Below are 18684 nucleotides of genomic sequence, written 5' to 3'. Positions count from 1 at the left end.
GGAGCAAAGTATCCGAAAAACGGAGTGTGTCGCCTTTAACATCGTAATGCCACCTTAAAAAATTTAAATAAGAGAGCATAACGATTTAAAAAGCGACTGGAGGATGCTTTGCTCCGGAGCGCTGAAAAACGGAGTGTGTCGCCTTTAACATCGTAATGCTACCTTAAAAAATTTAAATAAGAGAGCATAACGATTTAAAAAGCGACTGGAGGATGCTTTGCTCCGGAGCGCTGATTTAAAAAGCGACTGGAGGATGCTTTGCTCCGGAGCGCTGAAAAAGCTTCTAGTTTTGATCATTCATATGATGGGAGGGAGAGGTATGGGAAAACATCGCAGCTTGAAGCGGCATTATTATGCTAGAGGTGGAATTCTGTTAGGCTTCACATTGTATATGACCTATTTGGCTCAAATAGGCAAGCTCCACTATTATATCGTTCCTCGTATGATTCCTTATGTGCATTTGACGACAATTGCTTTATACGTGCTGGCTCTATATACGATTTACTTGGCGTGGCAGGAAAAAAGCAGCAAGCACCAGCACCATGAGCATGACCATGACCAAGGGCATGAACATACACATGGACATGACTGCAGCTGTCAGCATGAACCCCCGCGCTCAAAGACGAAGAGCACATTGATATACAGCCTGTTTATTTTCCCGTTGCTGTTAGGATTTTTGCTTCCGGATCAGCTAATGGGCAGTGATGTTGTTGCTGTTAAAGGAATGAATTTAAGCGCGTCCAGCAGCGTTAGCCCGGTCCAAGCAGAGACTGCTGATCGCACAAATGGAACGGCAGAAAGCGTGCTGGAATCGCTTGATACCGCTCAAGGTTATGAGCAGGATGTCGATGGAACTCTAATAAATGCAGATCATGCTCCAGCAGATCAAGAAGAAACGGATTCTCCACCAATTGTAGAGGATACGGAGTCGACTATATTAGAGCAAGAGGGTGCAGATTCGATTGTACCAGAGCTAGGCGATGATGAGTCGACTGAGGGAACGAGCAGCGAGGATCAAAGCTTTGAGGCTTTATTTCCTTCTGATCAGTATAGTGTTGAGCTGGCCGAGCTTGGCAAGCTGCTCTATCCGAAAGAGAGTATTACTGTAAAAGAAGAAGGCTTTTTAGAAACATTGACGACGCTGGATTTATATCGAGATAATTTTATAGGGAAAACGATAGTTATTAGTGGATTTGTCTACCGTGAGCCGGACATGAGCTCGGACACCTTCGTTGTATCACGGATGGCAATGCAGTGCTGCTCGGCTGATGCCTCGCCTTATGGCTTCCTCGTTCAATGGGATGAGGCAAATACGTTGGAAAAGGACGCATGGATTGAGGTAGTCGGGACATTCGGGCTGACGCAATACCAGGATATCGAAATCGTTCAATTGAAGGCAACGGAAATTAATAGAATTGCTGCGCCTGATGACCCATATGTATATCCGTATTTTGATGACTTTATTAAAATTGCAGAGGAGGAGTAATCCTCGATTGCTGCTTTCAAAATTAGTATGATGCCAAGCGGCAAACAAGCTTCCAAGCCGAATCATTTATGATGCGGCCTTGGAAGCTTGTTGTGTTTTTTAACCAGTTTTTATAAAGAAGGGACGCTCTTTAATGCTCCTGCGCCTTAATTATGATGCTATCTGACCATCCAGCCGCCATCTACACATAATACATGTCCGCTTACGTAGTCTGAAGCACCCGATGCAAGGAAGATCGCTGCTCCCTTCAAATCCTCATTCGTGCCCCAGCGAGCTGCTGGAATACGCTCAAGAATTTGTTTGCTGCGCACCTCGTCAGCACGCAACGCGGCTGTATTATCTGTAGCCATATAGCCCGGAGCAATTGCGTTAACCTGCACGCCTTTAGCCGCCCATTCATTTGCAAGTGCTTTTGTCAAACCGGCAACGGCATGCTTACTTGCTGTATAGGCTGGCACATTGATGCCGCCTTGGAACGACAGCATGGAGGCGATATTAATAATTTTGCCGCTGCCCTGCGCAAGCATTTCCTTGCCGGCAAGCTGGCTCAAGGTAAAGACAGAATCAAGATTGGTAGAAAGCACGGCCTGCCAATCGGCAAAGGAATATTCGGCTGCTGGTGTACGGCGAATGATGCCCGCATTGTTCACCAAAATGTCAATTCGGCCAAACGCCTGCTTTGCCTGTTCGATAATACCGGCAAGCTGAGCCTGATCACTGACATCTGCCTTGACGATAACTGCCTGCTGGCCAAGCTGCTCGATTTGCTGCTTCGTTTCCTCAGCAGGAGACTGGTTCGTCACCAGCACAAGATTAGCTCCTGCTTCCGCAAGACCGATCGCTATCGCTTGACCAAGCCCTCGTGCCGCACCTGTTACAATCGCGGTTTTACCTGCAAGATTAAACAGATTCATAATCGTACCATCCTTACGTTCAATATTTTAATTGGAAATAACAAGCGCTGCTCCTGCCTGCTTCATTTGCTCCGCCATTTCTGGAGCGAGCCCGCTGTCAGTTACAAAGCAGTTGATCTGCTCGAGCTCAGCAAATGTATGCAGCGCACCACGGCCGAATTTACTATGATCGGCTACGCAGATAACCTCTTTGGAAGCTTGAATGAAGCTTTTCTTCACTGCCAGCTGCTCGTGCGAAAATATCGACAAGCCATAGCTGGGATGAATGCCCGAGGTAGACAAAAACAGCTTATAAATGTTAATTTCCTTAATCCATTCAATCGGGTTGGAGGGGATGAGCAAATTATGACGGCTGTAGCCGCCAGGTACGATCAGCTTCATCTGATCCTTTGCCATCACCTCGCGAATAATGAGCAGATCGTTAGATATAATCGTAAGCGGCATATTGTCCAGGCGCTTGACGATTTCCAGGGTCGTGCTTCCGCTGTCCAGCGCAATAATATCATGCGCCTCAATCATATGCGAAACGACATAGTCCGCGATCTGCTGTTTTTCGCTTTGGTTCACTGTATTAGGCAGCTTCAATGCAAAATCAGGCTGTTCAGACGACTCAACAAACACGGCACCTCCATGAATTCGTTTCAGCCACTGCTTCTTCTCAAGCTTGATGAGATCCTCACGAATCGTTTTTTCGGTCACATTGAATTGTTGACTCAGCTCTGAAACCTTGACAAAGCCCTCGCTTTGCAGTTGTTCCAAAATTAATTTATGCCTTGTTGCTGCTAACACACTTGAACCCCCTAAAACATTTCAAATAAAAAGACGTGCCAGATTCGCCGCCGACTATGCTTCAATGCGTTGCATTGTCATCAAAGTCGTACTTTTAAACTTCCTCTTTAGATAAAAGTTCAAACTGCTGGGCTTTCAGGACCAAGAAGCTTGGACGCTAGTAGAAAACGAGGAGCGCAGCGTAGGCACAAGCTACGTGAGCACCGCAGTTTTCGCTAGCGTTCAAGATTCGCCGTCGAATATGCTGCAAAGCGAATCATCGTCATCAAAGTCGTACTTTTAAACTTCCTCTAACGAAGCTGTTCCATTTTAACAACATCCATATCCGCAAAAGTATAATTCTCCCCAGCCATTGCCCAAATAAACGAATAATTGCTTGTACCTGCGCCGGAATGAATCGACCAGTTTGGCGAAATTACCGCTTGCTCATTGGAGACAACGAGATGGCGGGTTTCATTTGGCTCGCCCATGAAGTGGAATACACGAGCGTCAGCGTTAAGATCAAAATATAGATAAGCTTCCATGCGGCGATCATGGATATGAGCAGGCATTGTGTTCCAGATGCTGCCTTCCTTCAAAATCGTCACACCAAGCATTAACTGACAGCTTTGTACAGCGCCAGCATGAATGTATTGGTAAATCGTGCGCTCATTGCATGTTTCTTTAGAGCCAAGATGGTTTGGCGTAGCTTTAGCCAAATCGATTTTTGTCGTTGGGAAAACAGCATGAGCAAGACTTGAACAAAAATAGATTTTAGCAGGATTGGATTGATCCTTGCTTGATAATAATACTTTTTTAGTTCCTTTGCCAACATAAAGCGCATCTAGCTTGGACAATTCATAGCTTTCGCCATCAGCTTCAATGATTGCGGGGCCGCCAATATTAATGAAGCCAACCTCTCTGCGCTCGAGGAAATATTCGGTCTTCAAAGTTTCAGCATCAGCCAGCTCAAGGCTTTCATGGATCGGGTGAGCACCGCCTACAATCATACGATCATGATGGCTGTAAACCATTTGTAATTTGTCTGCCTGGAATAAATTTTCGATTAGAAAGCGTTCACGAAGCTCAGTAGTATTTAAGCGTTGTACATCAACCGGGTTTGTTGCATGTCTAATTTCCATAATTCACACCTCACAAAATGTTCGTTTTGGTTCGTTTACACGTTCATTATAGTTCGATAATTGAATTTTGTAAACATAATAGCGGTTAAATTATTGGATTTACGTAGTCGAGGGATGTTCGCTGTGTAAGTGGAGGTGTAAATTGGTGATACTTTAAAATGAAATCTGCGCTTCCTGTTCAGACCAGCTGTTTAAATTTTCTATATCTTTTCGAATTAATATTTGATATTCTAGTCCATGGTCGTTTCGATGGCTCGCGGTTCGTAACCATCCCGCGTAACCAAAACTAAGGAGGAAGAACATGTTTAATTTATGGTGGGGAATGCTGTTTATTGTCGTCAACTTCGCCTTGTTTCTCGCATGCTACCGTTTATTTGGGAGAGCTGGACTGTATGCGTGGATTGGCTTTGCAACAGTAGTCGCCAATATTCAAGTGACGAAAACAATTGAGCTGTCATTGTTTTCATTCGGCATCATTATGACGCTCGGCAATACGATTTATACGACCATTTCAATGAGCACTGATATGCTTAACGAAAAATACGGTCCACAGGCAGCGCGAAAGGCAGTATGGTTTGGATTTTTTACTTTGATTGCCTCGACGATCATGATGCAGATGGCGCTTGTCTTTCAGCCGCAGGAAACTGATTTTGCACAAGAGTCGCTGCAAACCATATTTGGCTTAATGCCACGACTTGCGGCAGGCAGTCTGCTGGCATATCTCATAAGCCAATTTCTTGATGTACAGGTGTACGGCTATTTGAGACGCAGATTTGGTGCGAAAAATCAATTCTGGATTCGGACCAATGTGAGCACAGGAGTCAGCCAGCTTGTAGATTCGCTCGTCTTTTGTACAGTAGCCTTCGCCGGCATATACACGCTAAATGAATGGCTGCAAATCGTGTTCACAACATATATTTTCAAATTTATTATTTCTGTCCTTTCAACGCCTGTACTATATTGGGCACGCAGCTTCAAGCTGAAGGAAGAGCTGCATCAATAACAAGCTTTCATTTACATTTCATGGAGCACTAAAGAATCAGCATTAGCTGGCTTTTTAGTGCTCCTGTTTTCATTTGGCGAAGGTGGCGCTGCGGCACAGAGTGCTCTTACAGTCGCTTTTTAAAGCCTGATTCTTGGAATAAGACCCAAAGAAAGAATCAGGCTCTAAAGGCGACCCACTGCCTTAAAGGCGACCCACTGCCGTTTTCCAGAGCACTCTGTGCCTTCACGCTGCTGAGCTAAGTAGCTGCACAGTGCTGCCCACACAATGCTGCCTGCGGTTAGCGAAGCAGCAAAAATTTTTTCGAGTTAATTCCAACTAAACAGATTGACATTATGGATATTGTAATATAAGATACAACTATCGTTAATGTCTAATTATCATACCTTTTAAGGTATAAGGTTCAAACCATAATCCTTAAATTTCTCCTTTCCAAAAACAGCGTCAAAGCAACTGGTTTTCAGCATGAAGGAGATCGCAAATCTATGAATCAACTTCCTCATGCTTTACTAGCTAGTTTTGCAGTGTTATATAAGAGTGAGGAGAGTGATAATATGAACATTAATTTCCCTGTTGAGCTAAAGCAGGTTAGTGCGAAAAAAATTAGTGATTTTGTATATGAGCAGCTTGAGGAAGCGATTATTCTAAAGGAGCTTATGCCCAATCAGCAGCTGCCTACTGAGCGCGAGCTCGCGCAAACCTTTAATGCCAGTAGGATGGTTGTACGTGAGGCGCTAAGCCGCTTGGAGGAAAGCGGGCTAATTTATAAAAAAGTCGGGGCCAAAGGCGGAACCTTTGTCCAGCCTGTTACGCTGCATTCCCATTTGCGTTCGCCACAGGAAATTCGCGAGAAATGGGACAGACTATCGGAATTATTTGAATTTCGCAGCTTTATTGAGCCGGAAGCGGCATTTTTGGCTGCGGGACGTGTAACCGCAGAGCAATTGAGCATGATGGAAAGCTACATAGTGTTAAGCAGCAGCGAGGAGTGCACGCGTGAGCTGTTTCGCGCATTGGATGTGAAGTTTCATCTGGAAATCGCCAAAGCATCGGGAAATTTCTACTTGGAGCGGGCGGTTCGCATGATTCGTACGCAAATTAATCCTGCGCTGGACTTGATGCCATATAACGAGGAGGTTCGGCAAACGAATCTATCAAAGCATGAGCAATTGCTAGAAGCGATGAAAAACCGCGACCAGCAGCTTGCCAAAGCTTTGATGACTCAGCATATCGCCAAATCTTCCGATTCTATTTACGCTCAATTAACAAGAGATGAACAGTCAATTTGAGGAGGTCCAAATGTCCTTTTCGCATTTATTAGCAGAAGCACAAAAATTACAGCAGCAGCTTGTCAGCTGGCGTCGGGAGTTTCACATGCATCCTGAGCTCGGATTTCAAGAGCATGTGACTTCAAGCATAGTTGAACAGCATGTGCGCAAGCTCGGCCTGGAAGTGATGACCAATATTGGCGGGACAGGAGTCGTTGCGATTCTTCGCGGAAAGCAGCCTGGGCCAGTGATTGGACTGCGAGCAGATATGGACGCTCTACCGATTCAAGAGGAGAACAATCATGCCTATCGCTCGAAAATTAACGGAGTCGCACATTTATGCGGCCATGACGGTCATACCAGTATGCTGATGGGAGCGGCTCAGCTATTAACTGAGCTCGGTCCGCCAGAGCGCGGCAGCATTGCCTTCGTATTTCAGCCTGCCGAGGAAGGGCTGGCAGGAGCGGATGCCATGCTTAAGGATGGCCTGCTGGAAAAGACGGGAATTAGCGCGATGGCCGCGCTGCATGTCAACCCGTCCAGACCGACAGGAAATATTTCGATTACTAAAGGGGTTACCGGCGCTTCAACCGATACGATTGAGCTTAAAATTATCGGGCAAGGCGGACATGCTGCTCGCCCGCATGAATCGGTGGATGCCATTGCCGTCGCAGCTCAGGTCATTACCGCGCTGCAGCAAATTCCGAGCCGACTCGTCGATCCGCTGGAAACGGCAGTCGTAACGATCGGCAAAATCGAGGGCGGATTTATGGAAAATGTGATAGCTCCAGAGGTGACGATGAGAGGCACGATTCGTACGCTGAACGCCAACGTTCGCGATAAGATTCCGCAGCTGCTGCATCAGGTGATCGGCGGCGTAACCTCGGCCTTTGGCGCTAGCTATGAGCTTATCGTGCATCGCGGCTATCCGCCTGTAGTCAATCATCCCTACATGGTTGAAATGATTGCCGAGGCCAGTGACCAGCTGTTCGGCGACCGTCAATGGGAGGAAGGAAAGCCATCAACAGGCGGAGAGGATTTTGCCTTTTATTGTGAAAAGGTTCCTGCTGCCATGTTTCGTTTAGGTGTTAGTAATGGGCAAAGTGAAACGATGTATCCGCTGCATCATCCAAGGTTTGACATGGATGAGCATGCACTGCCTATCGGTGTCGCAATGCTCTCTGCTATAGCATTGCTGTATTTACAACAGCAAAAAACTACATGATGGAGGTTAAGTTAGATGAAGAACAGTAGGCTGATTACTGTATTGCTGCTCGTTGTGCTGGTGCTGTCGGCATGCTCAGGCAACAACGGCAATAGCAGTGCCAATAATGGAGGAAACAGCAGTACAAATTCCGAAGCCGGCAATGGCGGCTCAGACAGCGGACGGACTGGCGACCAGGCGAAGCTGGTCATTGCCAACAGCGCAGATATTGAAAGCTTCGATCCACATAACAACAATAATACGTACAGCGAGTCAGTCATTATCAATGTGTTTGAATACCTGGTGAAAAACGGTGAGAACCAAGAAAAAGTTCCTGGGCTGGCAACAGAGTGGGAAATGGTAGATGACACGACTTGGCGCTTCAAGCTGCGCGAAGGAGTTACCTTCCACAATGGAGATCCGTTCACAGCAGCGGATGTCAAGTTCTCATTTGAGCGTGTAGCCAAGGATTCTTCCTTAAAGCAGAACTCATACTTCAAGCATATTACTGAGGTTAAAATTGTAAACGACTATGAGGTTGAATTTATTACCGAATATCCCGACCCTATTTTGTTGAATCGCCTTTCCAAAATGGGCGCCGGCATTCTTCCAGCTAAATACATTGAAGAGAATGGCATTGAAAGCTTCTTGAAAAATCCGATTGGTACAGGCCCTTACAAATTCAGCAGCTGGACCAAGGATGATCGCGTTGTGCTTGTGAAAAACGAAAGCTACTACGGTGACGCGCCGCAGTGGGAAGAGGTTACCTTCCGCATGATTCCGGAAGCGGCAACTCGCGTTTCTGAATTGCTGACAGGCGGCGTTGACATTATTACAGGCGTGCCTGTAACAGATATCGAACGCATTAACGGTGGTGAAGCAACCAAGATTGAAGCAGCAACGATCCAGCGAGTTCTGCATCTGCTTATGCGCATGACTGAAGGCACTGTTACAGCAGATCCGCTTGTACGCGAAGCGATTGAGCTGGCGATCGACAAGCAGGCGATCATTGACAGTATTGCTGGCGGCATGGGAACCGTCACGCGCACCTCTGTAACACCAGGCAATTTCGGTGCTGATCCTGGCCTGTATGAAACATCGCTATTTGATGCCGATAAGGCGAAGCAGCTGCTGCAGGATGCCGGCTATACCAATGGCGGTCCTGAGGTTACGCTTTCCGCAAGCACAGTGTACAAGGAAATTGCAGAGGTTGTAGCAGCGATGCTGACAGGTGTTGGCTTCCAGGTCAATCTGGATATTCTGGAGCCAAGCAAATTTACAGAAACGTACAACTCCAAAGGCTTTAAGGAGCTGTTTATATTGGGTGTCGGCAACTCCTTGTTCGATGCGTCCAATAACTACAATCGCTTCCTGTTAGAAAATGCAGCGGGTGAAACGGATTACAACAACCCGGAGGTTGAGGAGCTATTGCAGGCGGCATTGTCCAATATGAATCCTGAAGAGCGTGCAAAACAGTATCAACAGGTGCAACAGCATATCGCAAATGATCGCCCTACGATTTATTTGTACCAGATGCAAGGCGTGTACGGTGTCAATAAGCGTATTAATTTTGCTCCGCGACTGGACGAAATGTTTATTCTCGATGACATTAAGCTGGCGAATTAAGCTAGCGGCATACTTGAATCTGCTAGGAGCAAGGCCCCACATTGTGGGGTTCTTTCCTGCTTCTTTTAAGCTGCCGGAAAACGCATGCACGAGATGATTGGCGACAGTAGACTTGAAGAGCTGGGCTTGACTTGAAAAGGAGGTGGAGTGGATGGGGCAATATCTGGTGCGCATGCTTTTGCAGGTTGTACCGGTCATGTTTCTTATATCAATTATCGTATTTGTGCTCGTACACGTAACGGGCGATCCAGTAAACTTGATGCTTCCAGAAACCGCTACTGAAGAGGACAGAGAAATATTGCGCGCTGCGCTTGGCCTGGACCAGCCGCTTTATCAGCAATATTTTGTATATATCAAAAACGTATTGCAGGGAGACTTCGGCAACTCCTTCCATTATGGAGAGCCTGCGCTGCCGCTTGTGCTTGAGCGCTTGCCCGCAACCTTTGAATTGGCAGCAGTCGCAATGCTGATCGGCATTGTAATCGCCGTGCCCTGTGGCATGATTTCTGCGGTAAAGCGCAATACCGTGCTCGATGTCATCATTTCATTTCTTTCTGTGATCGGCAAGGCGATGCCGAATTTCTGGATGGGCATTATGCTGATTCTATTATTTTCTGTAAGCCTCGGGCTGTTTCCGGTCTCCGGGCGCGGCGGCGTTGAGCATATTGTTCTGCCCGCATTTACGATTGGCATCGGCTTGGCTGCACAGATGACAAGACTAATTCGCTCCAATATGCTGGAGATTTTAAGCCAGGATTATATTCGTACGGCGCGCAGCAAGGGCTTGAGGGAAGTGCTCGTTGTGGGGAGACATGCATTTCGCAATGGCTTAATCCCTGTAGTGACGATTATGAGTCTGCAATTTACTAGTTTAATAGGCGGTACGCTGGTGACAGAGACGGTGTTTGCTTGGCCAGGGCTTGGACAATTGCTGGTCACATCGGTCAATATGCGCGATATGGCGGTTGTGCAGGCAGCCGTATTTATTATCGCTCTCGTTGTCATTGTCTGCAATATGCTCACCGACGTTGTATATCGCTATCTTGATCCGCGCATCAAGTACAACTAGTTGCAAAGAGGAGATGCTATGGAACAGCAAATCAAAAAAAGAAAAACGACTCTATGGTCCCTGCTTTGGAACAGCAAGCTAGGCAGCCTTGGCGCAATTATTGTGCTGTTTGTTGTGCTGGTTGCGATTTTTGCGCCATGGATAGCACCTTACGATCCAGCGGCTCTCGATCCGATCAAACGGTTGAAGCCGCCATTTTGGATGGAAGGAAGCCTGCCTGAACACCTCCTTGGAACAGATAATCTAGGGCGCGACATATTGAGCCGATTAATTTACGGCTCGAGAGTTTCACTCATTGTCGGGGTTGGAGCAGTGCTTGTATCCGGCTTGGTCGGCACGCTGCTGGGGTTGCTGGCTGGCTACTATGGCAAGTGGAGCAACATCTTGATTATGCGCACGGCGGATGCTTTCCATGCGATCCCGTCGCTGCTGCTTATGCTCGTGATGCTCGCGGTGGTTGGCCCCGGCTTGACTACATTAATCTTTGTCATTGGGCTTACCAATTGGGTGTCCTATGCTCGCGTAGTGCGAGGCGAGGTGCTGAGCATCAAGGAGCGGGATTTTGTACGGGCTGCCAGAGCGGCAGGCGCCAGCAATGCGAGAATGCTGTTCAAGCATATTTTGCCTAATATTATGTCCACCTTTATCGTGCTTTCCGGGATGAATGTCGCGACTACTATTTTGATGGAATCCTCGCTAAGCTTTTTAGGGCTGGGCATTAAGCCGCCGGATGTTTCTTGGGGCACGATGCTGAGCGACGGCAAGCAATATATAGCGACCAGCTGGTGGGTTTCTACCTTTCCTGGTCTGGCGATAACGATTACAGTGCTGGGCGTTATTTTCTTGGGCGATTGGCTGCGCGATGTGCTGGACCCGAGAATGAAAGCAAACGACTAGTCTGCCATTGCAGGAGGTGAAGTGCCAATGTCTCATTTACTGGAGGTCAACCATTTGCAAACGCATTTTAAAACGCCGGATGGCATTTTGCGCGCTGTAAATGGAGTGAGCTTTACCGTCGATGCAGGTGAAACACTTGCGATTGTCGGAGAGTCAGGCAGCGGAAAAAGCGTAACGAGCATGTCCATACTTGGCCTGGTAAGCGATCCTGGCAAAGTAGTTGGCGGCGAAATACTGTTTGAGGGCAAAAACCTGTTGCGCTTGACGAAAAAGGAATACCGCAATATGCGGGGTAAGGCGATTTCTGTCATCTTTCAAGAGCCGATGACCTCGCTCAACCCGATTTTTACGGTCGGCTTTCAAATTAGTGAGGTGCTTAGAACGCATTATAAATTAAATCGCAAGGCGGCAAAGCAGCGAGCGATCGAAATGCTGGACACGGTAGGCATTGCCAATGCAGAGAAGGTGTATGCCCGGTATCCGCATCAATTATCAGGCGGTATGCGCCAAAGAGTCATGATTGCAATCGCTCTGGTCTGCCAGCCTAAGCTGCTGATCGCCGATGAGCCAACAACTGCGCTTGATGTTACGATCCAGGCGCAAATTTTGGAGCTTATCCAGAAGCTGGCTAAAGAGCAAAATACGGGCGTTATATTAATTACGCATGATTTGGGCGTTGTGGCCGAGATGGCCGACAAGGTCGCCGTCATGTATGGTGGTGAAATTGTCGAGCATGCTTCCGTTGAGCAAATTTTTCACAGGCCAAGCCATCCCTATACGCAAGGCTTGCTTGCTTCACTGCCGAAAATTCATGAGGATGAGCAGCGCCTCTATTCGCTTCCGGGCACTGTTCCTAATTTACTGGAAAGCAGCGAAGGCTGCACGTTTGCGCCGCGCTGCAAATTTGCAAGCGAAGCATGCCTGCAAAGCAAGCCGCGGCTGGCGTTGCAGGGAGAGCAGCATTGGGTTAGCTGTTTGAAAGCAGAGGAGGTAAGAGGATGAAGCCTTTATTGGAAGTAAAAGCTTTGACCAAGCAATATCCTCTGCCGCGGAAAGGATTTCGCAAGGAAAGCGGTGCGGTGCAAGCGGTTAGTGGAGTTGATTTGGCGGTAATGCCGGGCGAGACGCTTGGCATTGTAGGCGAGTCGGGCTGCGGCAAGTCGACGCTTGGACTGATGATTGCCCGCTTGCTTGAGCCGACGGCCGGGCAAGTTTTATTTGAAGGCAAGGATTTGCTGAAGGTCGAGGGAGATGAGCTGCGCAAGGCGCGACGAGACCTGCAGTTCGTGTTTCAGGACCCATATTCTTCACTCAATCCTCGCATGAAGGTAAGTGAAATTATTGCCGAGCCTATGCAAATTCATGGGCTGTACAAGGGAGTCGAGCTTACGAAAGAGGTTTCGCGCCTGCTGCAGGCGGTTGGTTTGAGCCAGCAGCAGGGAGATCGCTATCCGCATGAGTTCAGCGGCGGTCAGCGGCAGCGGATCGGCATTGCTCGCGCCTTGTCGCTCAATCCGAAGCTTATTATTTGCGATGAGCCGATTTCTGCGCTGGATGTTTCAATCCAGGCGCAAATTTTAAATTTATTGAAGGATTTGCAGGCGGAGTACAAGCTGACGTATATGTTTATTTCGCATGGATTGCCGTCGATTCGCTTTATTAGCGATCGGATCGCGGTTATGTATTTGGGACGGATCGTCGAAATAGCAACGAAGCAGCAAATATTCAGCTCCGTCAAGCATCCATATACGGAAGCGTTGCTGCAGGCGGTACCGATTCCAGATCCGTCGCTGCGCAAAAAGGAACGGATTATATTGCGCGGGGAGCTGCCGAATCCGGCGAATCCGCCCAAGGGCTGCGCCTTCCATACGCGCTGTCCATATGCAACCGAGCGCTGCCAGCAGGAGCAGCCTCAGCTGATAGAGGTTGAAGCAGGACACTATGCGGCATGTCATTATCCGCTGGATAAGCGTAAGGAGGAAGGTCATTGATGAAAAAACCACTGATTAGTCCGGAAAGCCTCGAGCTTTATTATTGGAGCAGTGATCCGCATTTCCATCCTGCAGGTGACAAGGTGGCGTATGTGCGCAAGCAAATGGACATGGAGCAAAATGCTTATCATACCCATATCCGCACAGTCAGCATAGACGGCATTCAGGATGCGCCGCTAAGCAGCGGCTCGGCCGACACGCAGCCGCTTTGGTCTCCTGATGGCAAGCAGCTGGGATTTCTTCGTGCTATCGCTGGTGTCAATCAGCTATGGCTTGTCGCGGCTGACGGAACAGATGAGCGTGCGATTGTTCAGCCCAAGCGCAGCATAAGCGAATGGCAATGGCTGCCTGACGGCTCGGGGCTCGTCTATGTGACGCGCGTTCATTTGAATAAAGGGCTGGAGTCGCTATCTGCTGCGGCTTGGTCGCAAAGGGTGAGTCGGCAGGGAGCCAGCTATACGACAGATATGCCGAAGGCTGAAGGACGAGGCTGGTGGGACGGTTTATACAGCCAACTTTTTCACTATGACTTGGCTAGCGGCACGGTCAAGCAGCTGACGGCTGGCGCTTTTCACGCTTCACAGCCGCGCGTGCTGGATAGCGGGAGGATTGCATTTATCGCGAGGCAGGAAAAAGGAGACAGAGCGGAAAGCGAAGTAACGCAAGGACTCTATGTGCTGGAGGAGGGAAACAAGCCGCGTCAGCTTGTTTATGGAGCCTACGAAATTGCGCAATATGACTGGTCGGATGACGGCGATGCGATTGTGTTCATTGGGCATGATCGAGCCTATGGAAGTGCGACGCATAACAGACTGTATCGCGTTGGCCTGTTGGAAGGCGGCGAGCCGCAGCCGATCAGCAGCGAGGATGTGCAGCTTGGCGTCTATGTACTGAACGATATGACAGCAGGCGCAAGCGTGCCAGGCCCGTTCATTAAGGGGAACGGAGACGCGGAAGCGGTCTATGCGCTGGTCAGCAAGCATGGCGAGGTTCAAATTTGGAAATGGAAGCAGGGCCAGCCTGGGCAGCAGCTAACAAGCAAACCTTGGGTGATCCACCAGCTGGCTGCATCTAAAGCAGCAGAAGCATTTGTTGTAAATGCGATAGACAGCAAGGGGCCAGGCGAGCTGTATGCGATTGAGCCGGATAGCGGGGAGATCAGGAAGCTAACACGCTGGAATGATAGCTTCTGCCAGCAGCATGCCATTGCCGAGCCGCAGCCGCTATCATTTACAATCAGCGCAGGCGCGCATATGCAGGGCTGGCTGCTGCTGCCTCCAGCGCAAAGCCTGCTGCAATCCGCTTCTCAGTCGATTCCGCTTATTTTAGCAATACATGGCGGACCGCATGCGATGTATACGCCAGCATTTGCACATGAATTTCAAGCGCTAGCTTCGCAGGGCTATGCATTGTTGCTTTGCAATCCGCGCGGCAGCTTTGGCTACGGTCAGCAGTTTGCTGCTGGCTGTCTGAAGGATGTTGGCAAGGGCGACTACGATGATTTAATGCTGGCTGTAGATGAGACGCTGGAGCGCTTTGCAGTGCTGAACAAGCAAAGGCTGGGCGTGATGGGAGGCAGCTACGGCGGGCTAATGACGAACTGGATTATCGGACAAACCAATCGCTTTCAGGCCGCGGTATCGCAGCGCAGCATTAGCAACTGGCTGTCGTTCTATGGCAATAGCGACATAGGGGCGCGTTACACAGAGGCTATGCTGGGCGGCAATCCTTGGGACAATTACGAGCTGCTATGGCAAAGATCGCCTGTAGCCTATGCGAATAAGGTTGAGACGCCTGTACTCATTATGCATGGCGAGCAGGATATGCGCTGTCCGATTGAGCAAAGCGATCAGTGGTACGCCAATCTGAAGCGTTGGGGCAAGGAAGCGAAGCTGGTGCGATATGCTGGCAGCAATCATGCGTTTCAGAAGGCAGGCAAGCCTTCGCTGCGCGTCGACGTGCTGCAGCAGGTTAATGCCTGGTTTTACACACACTTGCGGAAGCCGGTTACGCTTGGCATTCCTTTTGCGATGCTATTGGAAAATTGCCGTTCCAGCGGCGCAAGCGACGAGGTTATTGCAGCTTGTATAGCCAGCAAGGACTTTAGCGCGATTGCTCATCTGGTTAAAGAGCCTGATATGCCATTTGTGGAGCGGGTTGAGCTTGCGGAAGAAATGAACATTAACTGGCAGGATGTATTTCAATACGGCTACTGCTTTAGCTTCCTGCACGCCAACGCATTTAAACGGCTGCTGCTTTTCCGCTATGGTTTGCGAGAAAATGTACACTACACGCAGCAGGAATATAATTTGCTGAATGTGCCATTGAGCGAGGAGCAGGCGGTACAGCTGCAGGCGTTGATTGGCCGCCAATGGAAGGTAGAACGGACGGAGCAAGGCTGGCTGATCAAGCTTGCGCAAAAGGCCCTTATTTGAAAAAAAGGTGTAAACGTGCTGACACATCTATAAGCAGCAAGGGAGTTCCCAGTCATGAGCATGACAATGGACTCCCTTGTTTTTTTGCATATAACGAAGCTGAACAATTCACACGACTTGCATAATTTTTACTGGGCAACTAACAACGTTTTGCAACGAACAAGCGGGCAGAATCGTATTCCTATTACGACTGAAACGATAGCGGCAAGCAGCCGCAGACGGCACCAAAACGATGGATGTTAAGCTGAAACGGAGGTAAACGTTTTGAGAAATGAGCAAGAGATGATGAGCATGCTGCTCGAATTTGCCAAGAACGATGAACGAATCCGACTTGTTACGCTGGAGGGCTCGCGCACGAATAAAAATATTCCGCCAGACGCCTTCCAGGACTATGATATTTCATATTTTGTTACTGATATGGAATCCTTCAAGGAAAGCGATCAGTGGCTTGACCATTTTGGCAAGCGCATTATGCTGCAAAAGCCTGAGGATATGGAGCTGTTCCCGCCAGAGCTAGGCAACTGGTTTTCATATTTGATGCTGTTTGAGGATGGCAATAAATTAGACCTGACGCTTATTCCGCTGCATGAGCTTGACGATTACTTTGCAGGCAGCGATGGCTTGGTGGAGGTGCTGCTGGACAAGGATGCTCTAATTAAGGAGAATGTGACCGCGAGCGATCAGCAGTATTGGATAAAGCAGCCGTCGGCAAGACAGTTTGACGATTGCTGCAATGAGTTTTGGATGGTTTCCACTTATGTTGTAAAGGGCTTGGCAAGAAAGGAAATTTTGTTTGCACTTGATCATTTGCATGAAATCGCTCGCCCCAACCTGCTAAGAATGATGGCCTGGCATATCGGAGCGCAGCAGGGCTATACGTTTAGTGTAGGGAAAAACTACAAATTTATCGATCAACACTTGCCGCGGGAGGATTGGGAGCAGCTGCTCTCCACCTATGCAACGAGTGGTTATGAGCAAGCATGGCAGTCCTTGCTTGCCTGCTATGAGCTGTTTAGAAAATATTCAAAAGCGGTAGCTGCGCATTTCGGATATACCTATCCCGATTATGACGCTGCGATTACGGCCTATACGAATAACATATACAGCTCGTTAAAAGACAAAGGCTAAAGCTGCATGCTTATCGGAAATTCGTTTCGTTGGCATATAAGAAGCTGCGGCACAGGGAGACTATCCAATCGAAATAGCTCCTTTGTAACGCAGCTTCGCTCCGCTTTATAAGCCTGTAACCTTAACCGCTCATGCCAGCACTTAACCAAGCTTCATCGCTAAGCGAATCATATCGCGGCATTGGATGCCGTTCTCATAAATTTCCTCCGTGTAGTTTCTCACGAAAAAGTCGGTATCTACGCCTACTATTCTGAAGCCGCATTTTTGGTAGAGCGCCAATTGATCGATACTCGAATTTCCAGTTCCGACCTCAATCACAGGACAGCCTTTCTGCCTGCTGGCTTCAATGGCATGAAGCACGAGCCGCTTGCCTAACCCTCTGCCCTGCATATGCTCCGCAACTGCAATATTCATCAGCTCTGCAGCATTAGAATCTTTAACTACCAGAACATAGACGCCAACGATATTCTGCTCCACCTCCAATACATAGCATTCTCCCTTACTTACATACTGTTCAACCAGCTCCTGAGAAGGATCAGCGAGCAGCAGCAGCTCCATAGGATATTGCTCCTCTGCACGCAATTTTCTAATGATCATAGTTCTCTCCTTTTTGCTTAATCAAAGCGCTCGACAAATTTGCGGGCAACTGTCGACAGCGGCACGTTGCGCATATTCATAATGCCTACCTGTGAAGGCGGCAGCGGCACATTCAGCCTGATTTCAAACAGTGCGCCAGATTCCAGCTCCTTGGACACAAATTCTCGCGTTACATAGGAAATGCCCAAGCCTCTTCTAGCCAGCTCAATCAGCAAATCAACGCTGCCGACCTCGATCGCTGGCTTTAATTCAATGTTGTAGTCATGGGCCAGCTCATTGATGGCCATCCGAGCACGGCTATTGCGGGAAAATAAAATAATCGGGTATTCGGTCAGCTGCTCTAACGAAAGCTCGACTCCGTTCAGCTCGGCATAACGGGCGCCAGCAACAAAGCAGTCCTGCAGCTGAATGCCTTGGCGGAACTCGAGCTGCGAATCAGAAATCGGCAAACGCACAACGCCAAGATCGATTTTTCCTTCCTTCAAGTAGTTAATAATTTCAGGGGTTGTCCCATGGATGAGCTGCAGCTTGATCGCCGGATAATCATAATGAAACTCCTCCAAATGAGAAAGCAAATAGTGCTTGAACAATGAGTCACTGCCGCCAATCCGCAGCTCGCCGCTCGTTAAGTTTTTAAGCGCCGCCATTTTTTCTTCGGCGATTGTAATTAATACCTGCGATTGTTCAATATATGAAAATAAAACATGGCCTTCCTCCGTCAAAGCAACGCCTTTAGGCGTGCGGAAAAACAGCTTCATTTGGAAGCGATCCTCAAGCTGCTTTATCGCGTAGCTGACGCTCGGCTGCGTTAAATATAGGGTTTTGGCCGCTTTCGTCAAGCTGCCTGTTTTGGCTGCCCAGTAGAACACTTTGTATAATTCATAATTGGTCATAGACATGGTCTATATCTCCTGTCAAATGTATTAATTACTTGTATAGAAGTTATTAGTATTATAGTAGATGTATGTAGCATAAAGCCAGCACGTATTTTAGAGGTAGTTCAAAAAGTCCGACTTTGATGACGATGTGATTGCGTTGTAGCGTATTCGACGTCGAATATGTCACGCTACCGAAAGCTGCGGTGCTCACGTAGCTTATTGCCTACGCTGCGCTCCTCGCTTTCTAGTATCGTGCCATCTTCTTGGTCCTGAAAGCC

At 48.3% G+C, this 18684-nt stretch carries 16 protein-coding genes; 11 read left to right on the top strand and 5 right to left on the bottom strand.

Features of this window, described 5'->3' with window-relative positions:
- The first annotated feature begins 319 nt into the window (after positions 1-319).
- Positions 320-1486, top strand: coding sequence for a TIGR03943 family putative permease subunit (locus KJS52_RS08135; protein WP_213514241.1), 1167 nt, complete (start codon positions 320-322; stop codon positions 1484-1486).
- Between the two features lie 158 nt (positions 1487-1644).
- Here KJS52_RS08135 and kduD read toward each other — a convergent pair whose 3' ends face one another.
- The 3 genes from kduD to kduI all read right to left on the bottom strand — a co-directional run bounded on the left by kduD (position 1645) and on the right by kduI (position 4310).
- On the bottom strand, positions 1645-2400 hold the full coding sequence (kduD, locus tag KJS52_RS08130) for a 2-dehydro-3-deoxy-D-gluconate 5-dehydrogenase KduD (protein WP_281425570.1): 756 nt from the start codon (positions 2398-2400) through the stop codon (positions 1645-1647).
- 27 nt (positions 2401-2427) lie between these two features.
- Positions 2428-3189, bottom strand: coding sequence for a DeoR/GlpR family DNA-binding transcription regulator (locus tag KJS52_RS08125; RefSeq protein ID WP_213514240.1), 762 nt, complete (start codon positions 3187-3189; stop codon positions 2428-2430).
- A gap of 290 nt (positions 3190-3479) precedes the next feature.
- Positions 3480-4310 carry a 5-dehydro-4-deoxy-D-glucuronate isomerase gene (gene kduI / locus KJS52_RS08120; protein ID WP_213514239.1) on the bottom strand — a complete coding sequence of 277 codons (831 nt, stop codon included), beginning with the start codon at positions 4308-4310 and terminating at the stop codon, positions 3480-3482.
- Positions 4311-4611: 301 nt separating this feature from the next.
- On the opposite strand from kduI, the gene KJS52_RS08115 reads away from it, so the two are divergent.
- From KJS52_RS08115 to ant(6), 10 genes are all read left to right on the top strand, one after another.
- The gene (locus KJS52_RS08115; RefSeq protein WP_213514238.1) at positions 4612-5313 is read left to right on the top strand and encodes a queuosine precursor transporter; all 702 of its coding nucleotides are present in this window, start codon (positions 4612-4614) and stop codon (positions 5311-5313) included.
- 554 nt (positions 5314-5867) lie between these two features.
- Positions 5868-6602, top strand: a complete 735-nt coding sequence (locus KJS52_RS08110; RefSeq protein WP_213514237.1) for a FadR/GntR family transcriptional regulator — start codon at positions 5868-5870, stop codon at positions 6600-6602.
- Between the two features lie 10 nt (positions 6603-6612).
- Positions 6613-7806 carry a M20 metallopeptidase family protein gene (locus KJS52_RS08105; RefSeq protein ID WP_213514236.1) on the top strand — a complete coding sequence of 398 codons (1194 nt, stop codon included), beginning with the start codon at positions 6613-6615 and terminating at the stop codon, positions 7804-7806.
- Between the two features lie 15 nt (positions 7807-7821).
- A complete protein-coding gene (locus KJS52_RS08100; protein ID WP_213514235.1) occupies positions 7822-9411 on the top strand; it encodes an ABC transporter substrate-binding protein in 1590 nt (529 codons plus the stop codon).
- Between the two features lie 151 nt (positions 9412-9562).
- Positions 9563-10480: an ABC transporter permease gene (locus KJS52_RS08095; RefSeq protein WP_213514234.1), complete on the top strand. Its 918-nt coding sequence runs from the start codon at positions 9563-9565 to the stop codon at positions 10478-10480.
- A gap of 18 nt (positions 10481-10498) precedes the next feature.
- Positions 10499-11377: an ABC transporter permease gene (locus KJS52_RS08090; protein WP_213514233.1), complete on the top strand. Its 879-nt coding sequence runs from the start codon at positions 10499-10501 to the stop codon at positions 11375-11377.
- Between the two features lie 27 nt (positions 11378-11404).
- Positions 11405-12379, top strand: coding sequence for an ABC transporter ATP-binding protein (locus KJS52_RS08085; RefSeq protein WP_213514232.1), 975 nt, complete (start codon positions 11405-11407; stop codon positions 12377-12379).
- On the top strand, positions 12376-13368 hold the full coding sequence (locus KJS52_RS08080; protein ID WP_213514231.1) for an ABC transporter ATP-binding protein: 993 nt from the start codon (positions 12376-12378) through the stop codon (positions 13366-13368). Before KJS52_RS08085 ends, KJS52_RS08080 begins: the two co-directional genes overlap by 4 nt.
- Complete coding sequence (locus tag KJS52_RS08075) at positions 13368-15803, top strand: S9 family peptidase (protein WP_213514230.1); 2436 nt, start codon at positions 13368-13370, stop codon at positions 15801-15803. Before KJS52_RS08080 ends, KJS52_RS08075 begins: the two co-directional genes overlap by 1 nt.
- Positions 15804-16067: 264 nt before the next feature.
- A complete protein-coding gene (gene ant(6) / locus KJS52_RS08070) occupies positions 16068-16931 on the top strand; it encodes an aminoglycoside 6-adenylyltransferase (protein WP_213514229.1) in 864 nt (287 codons plus the stop codon).
- 141 nt (positions 16932-17072) lie between these two features.
- On the opposite strand, the gene KJS52_RS08065 is transcribed toward ant(6), so the two are convergent.
- Together KJS52_RS08065 and KJS52_RS08060 are read right to left on the bottom strand one after the other, a co-directional pair.
- Positions 17073-17528 carry a GNAT family N-acetyltransferase gene (locus tag KJS52_RS08065; protein ID WP_213514228.1) on the bottom strand — a complete coding sequence of 152 codons (456 nt, stop codon included), beginning with the start codon at positions 17526-17528 and terminating at the stop codon, positions 17073-17075.
- A 17-nt stretch (positions 17529-17545) separates the two neighbouring features.
- Positions 17546-18427: a LysR family transcriptional regulator gene (locus tag KJS52_RS08060; RefSeq protein ID WP_373871349.1), complete on the bottom strand. Its 882-nt coding sequence runs from the start codon at positions 18425-18427 to the stop codon at positions 17546-17548.
- Between the last annotated feature and the right edge of the window lie 257 nt (positions 18428-18684).

Origin of the sequence: Paenibacillus montaniterrae (genome assembly GCF_018403185.1) — a bacterium.
Classification (GTDB): domain Bacteria; phylum Bacillota; class Bacilli; order Paenibacillales; family Paenibacillaceae; genus Pristimantibacillus; species Pristimantibacillus montaniterrae.
This window is presented reverse-complemented; position numbering and strand designations above follow the sequence as displayed.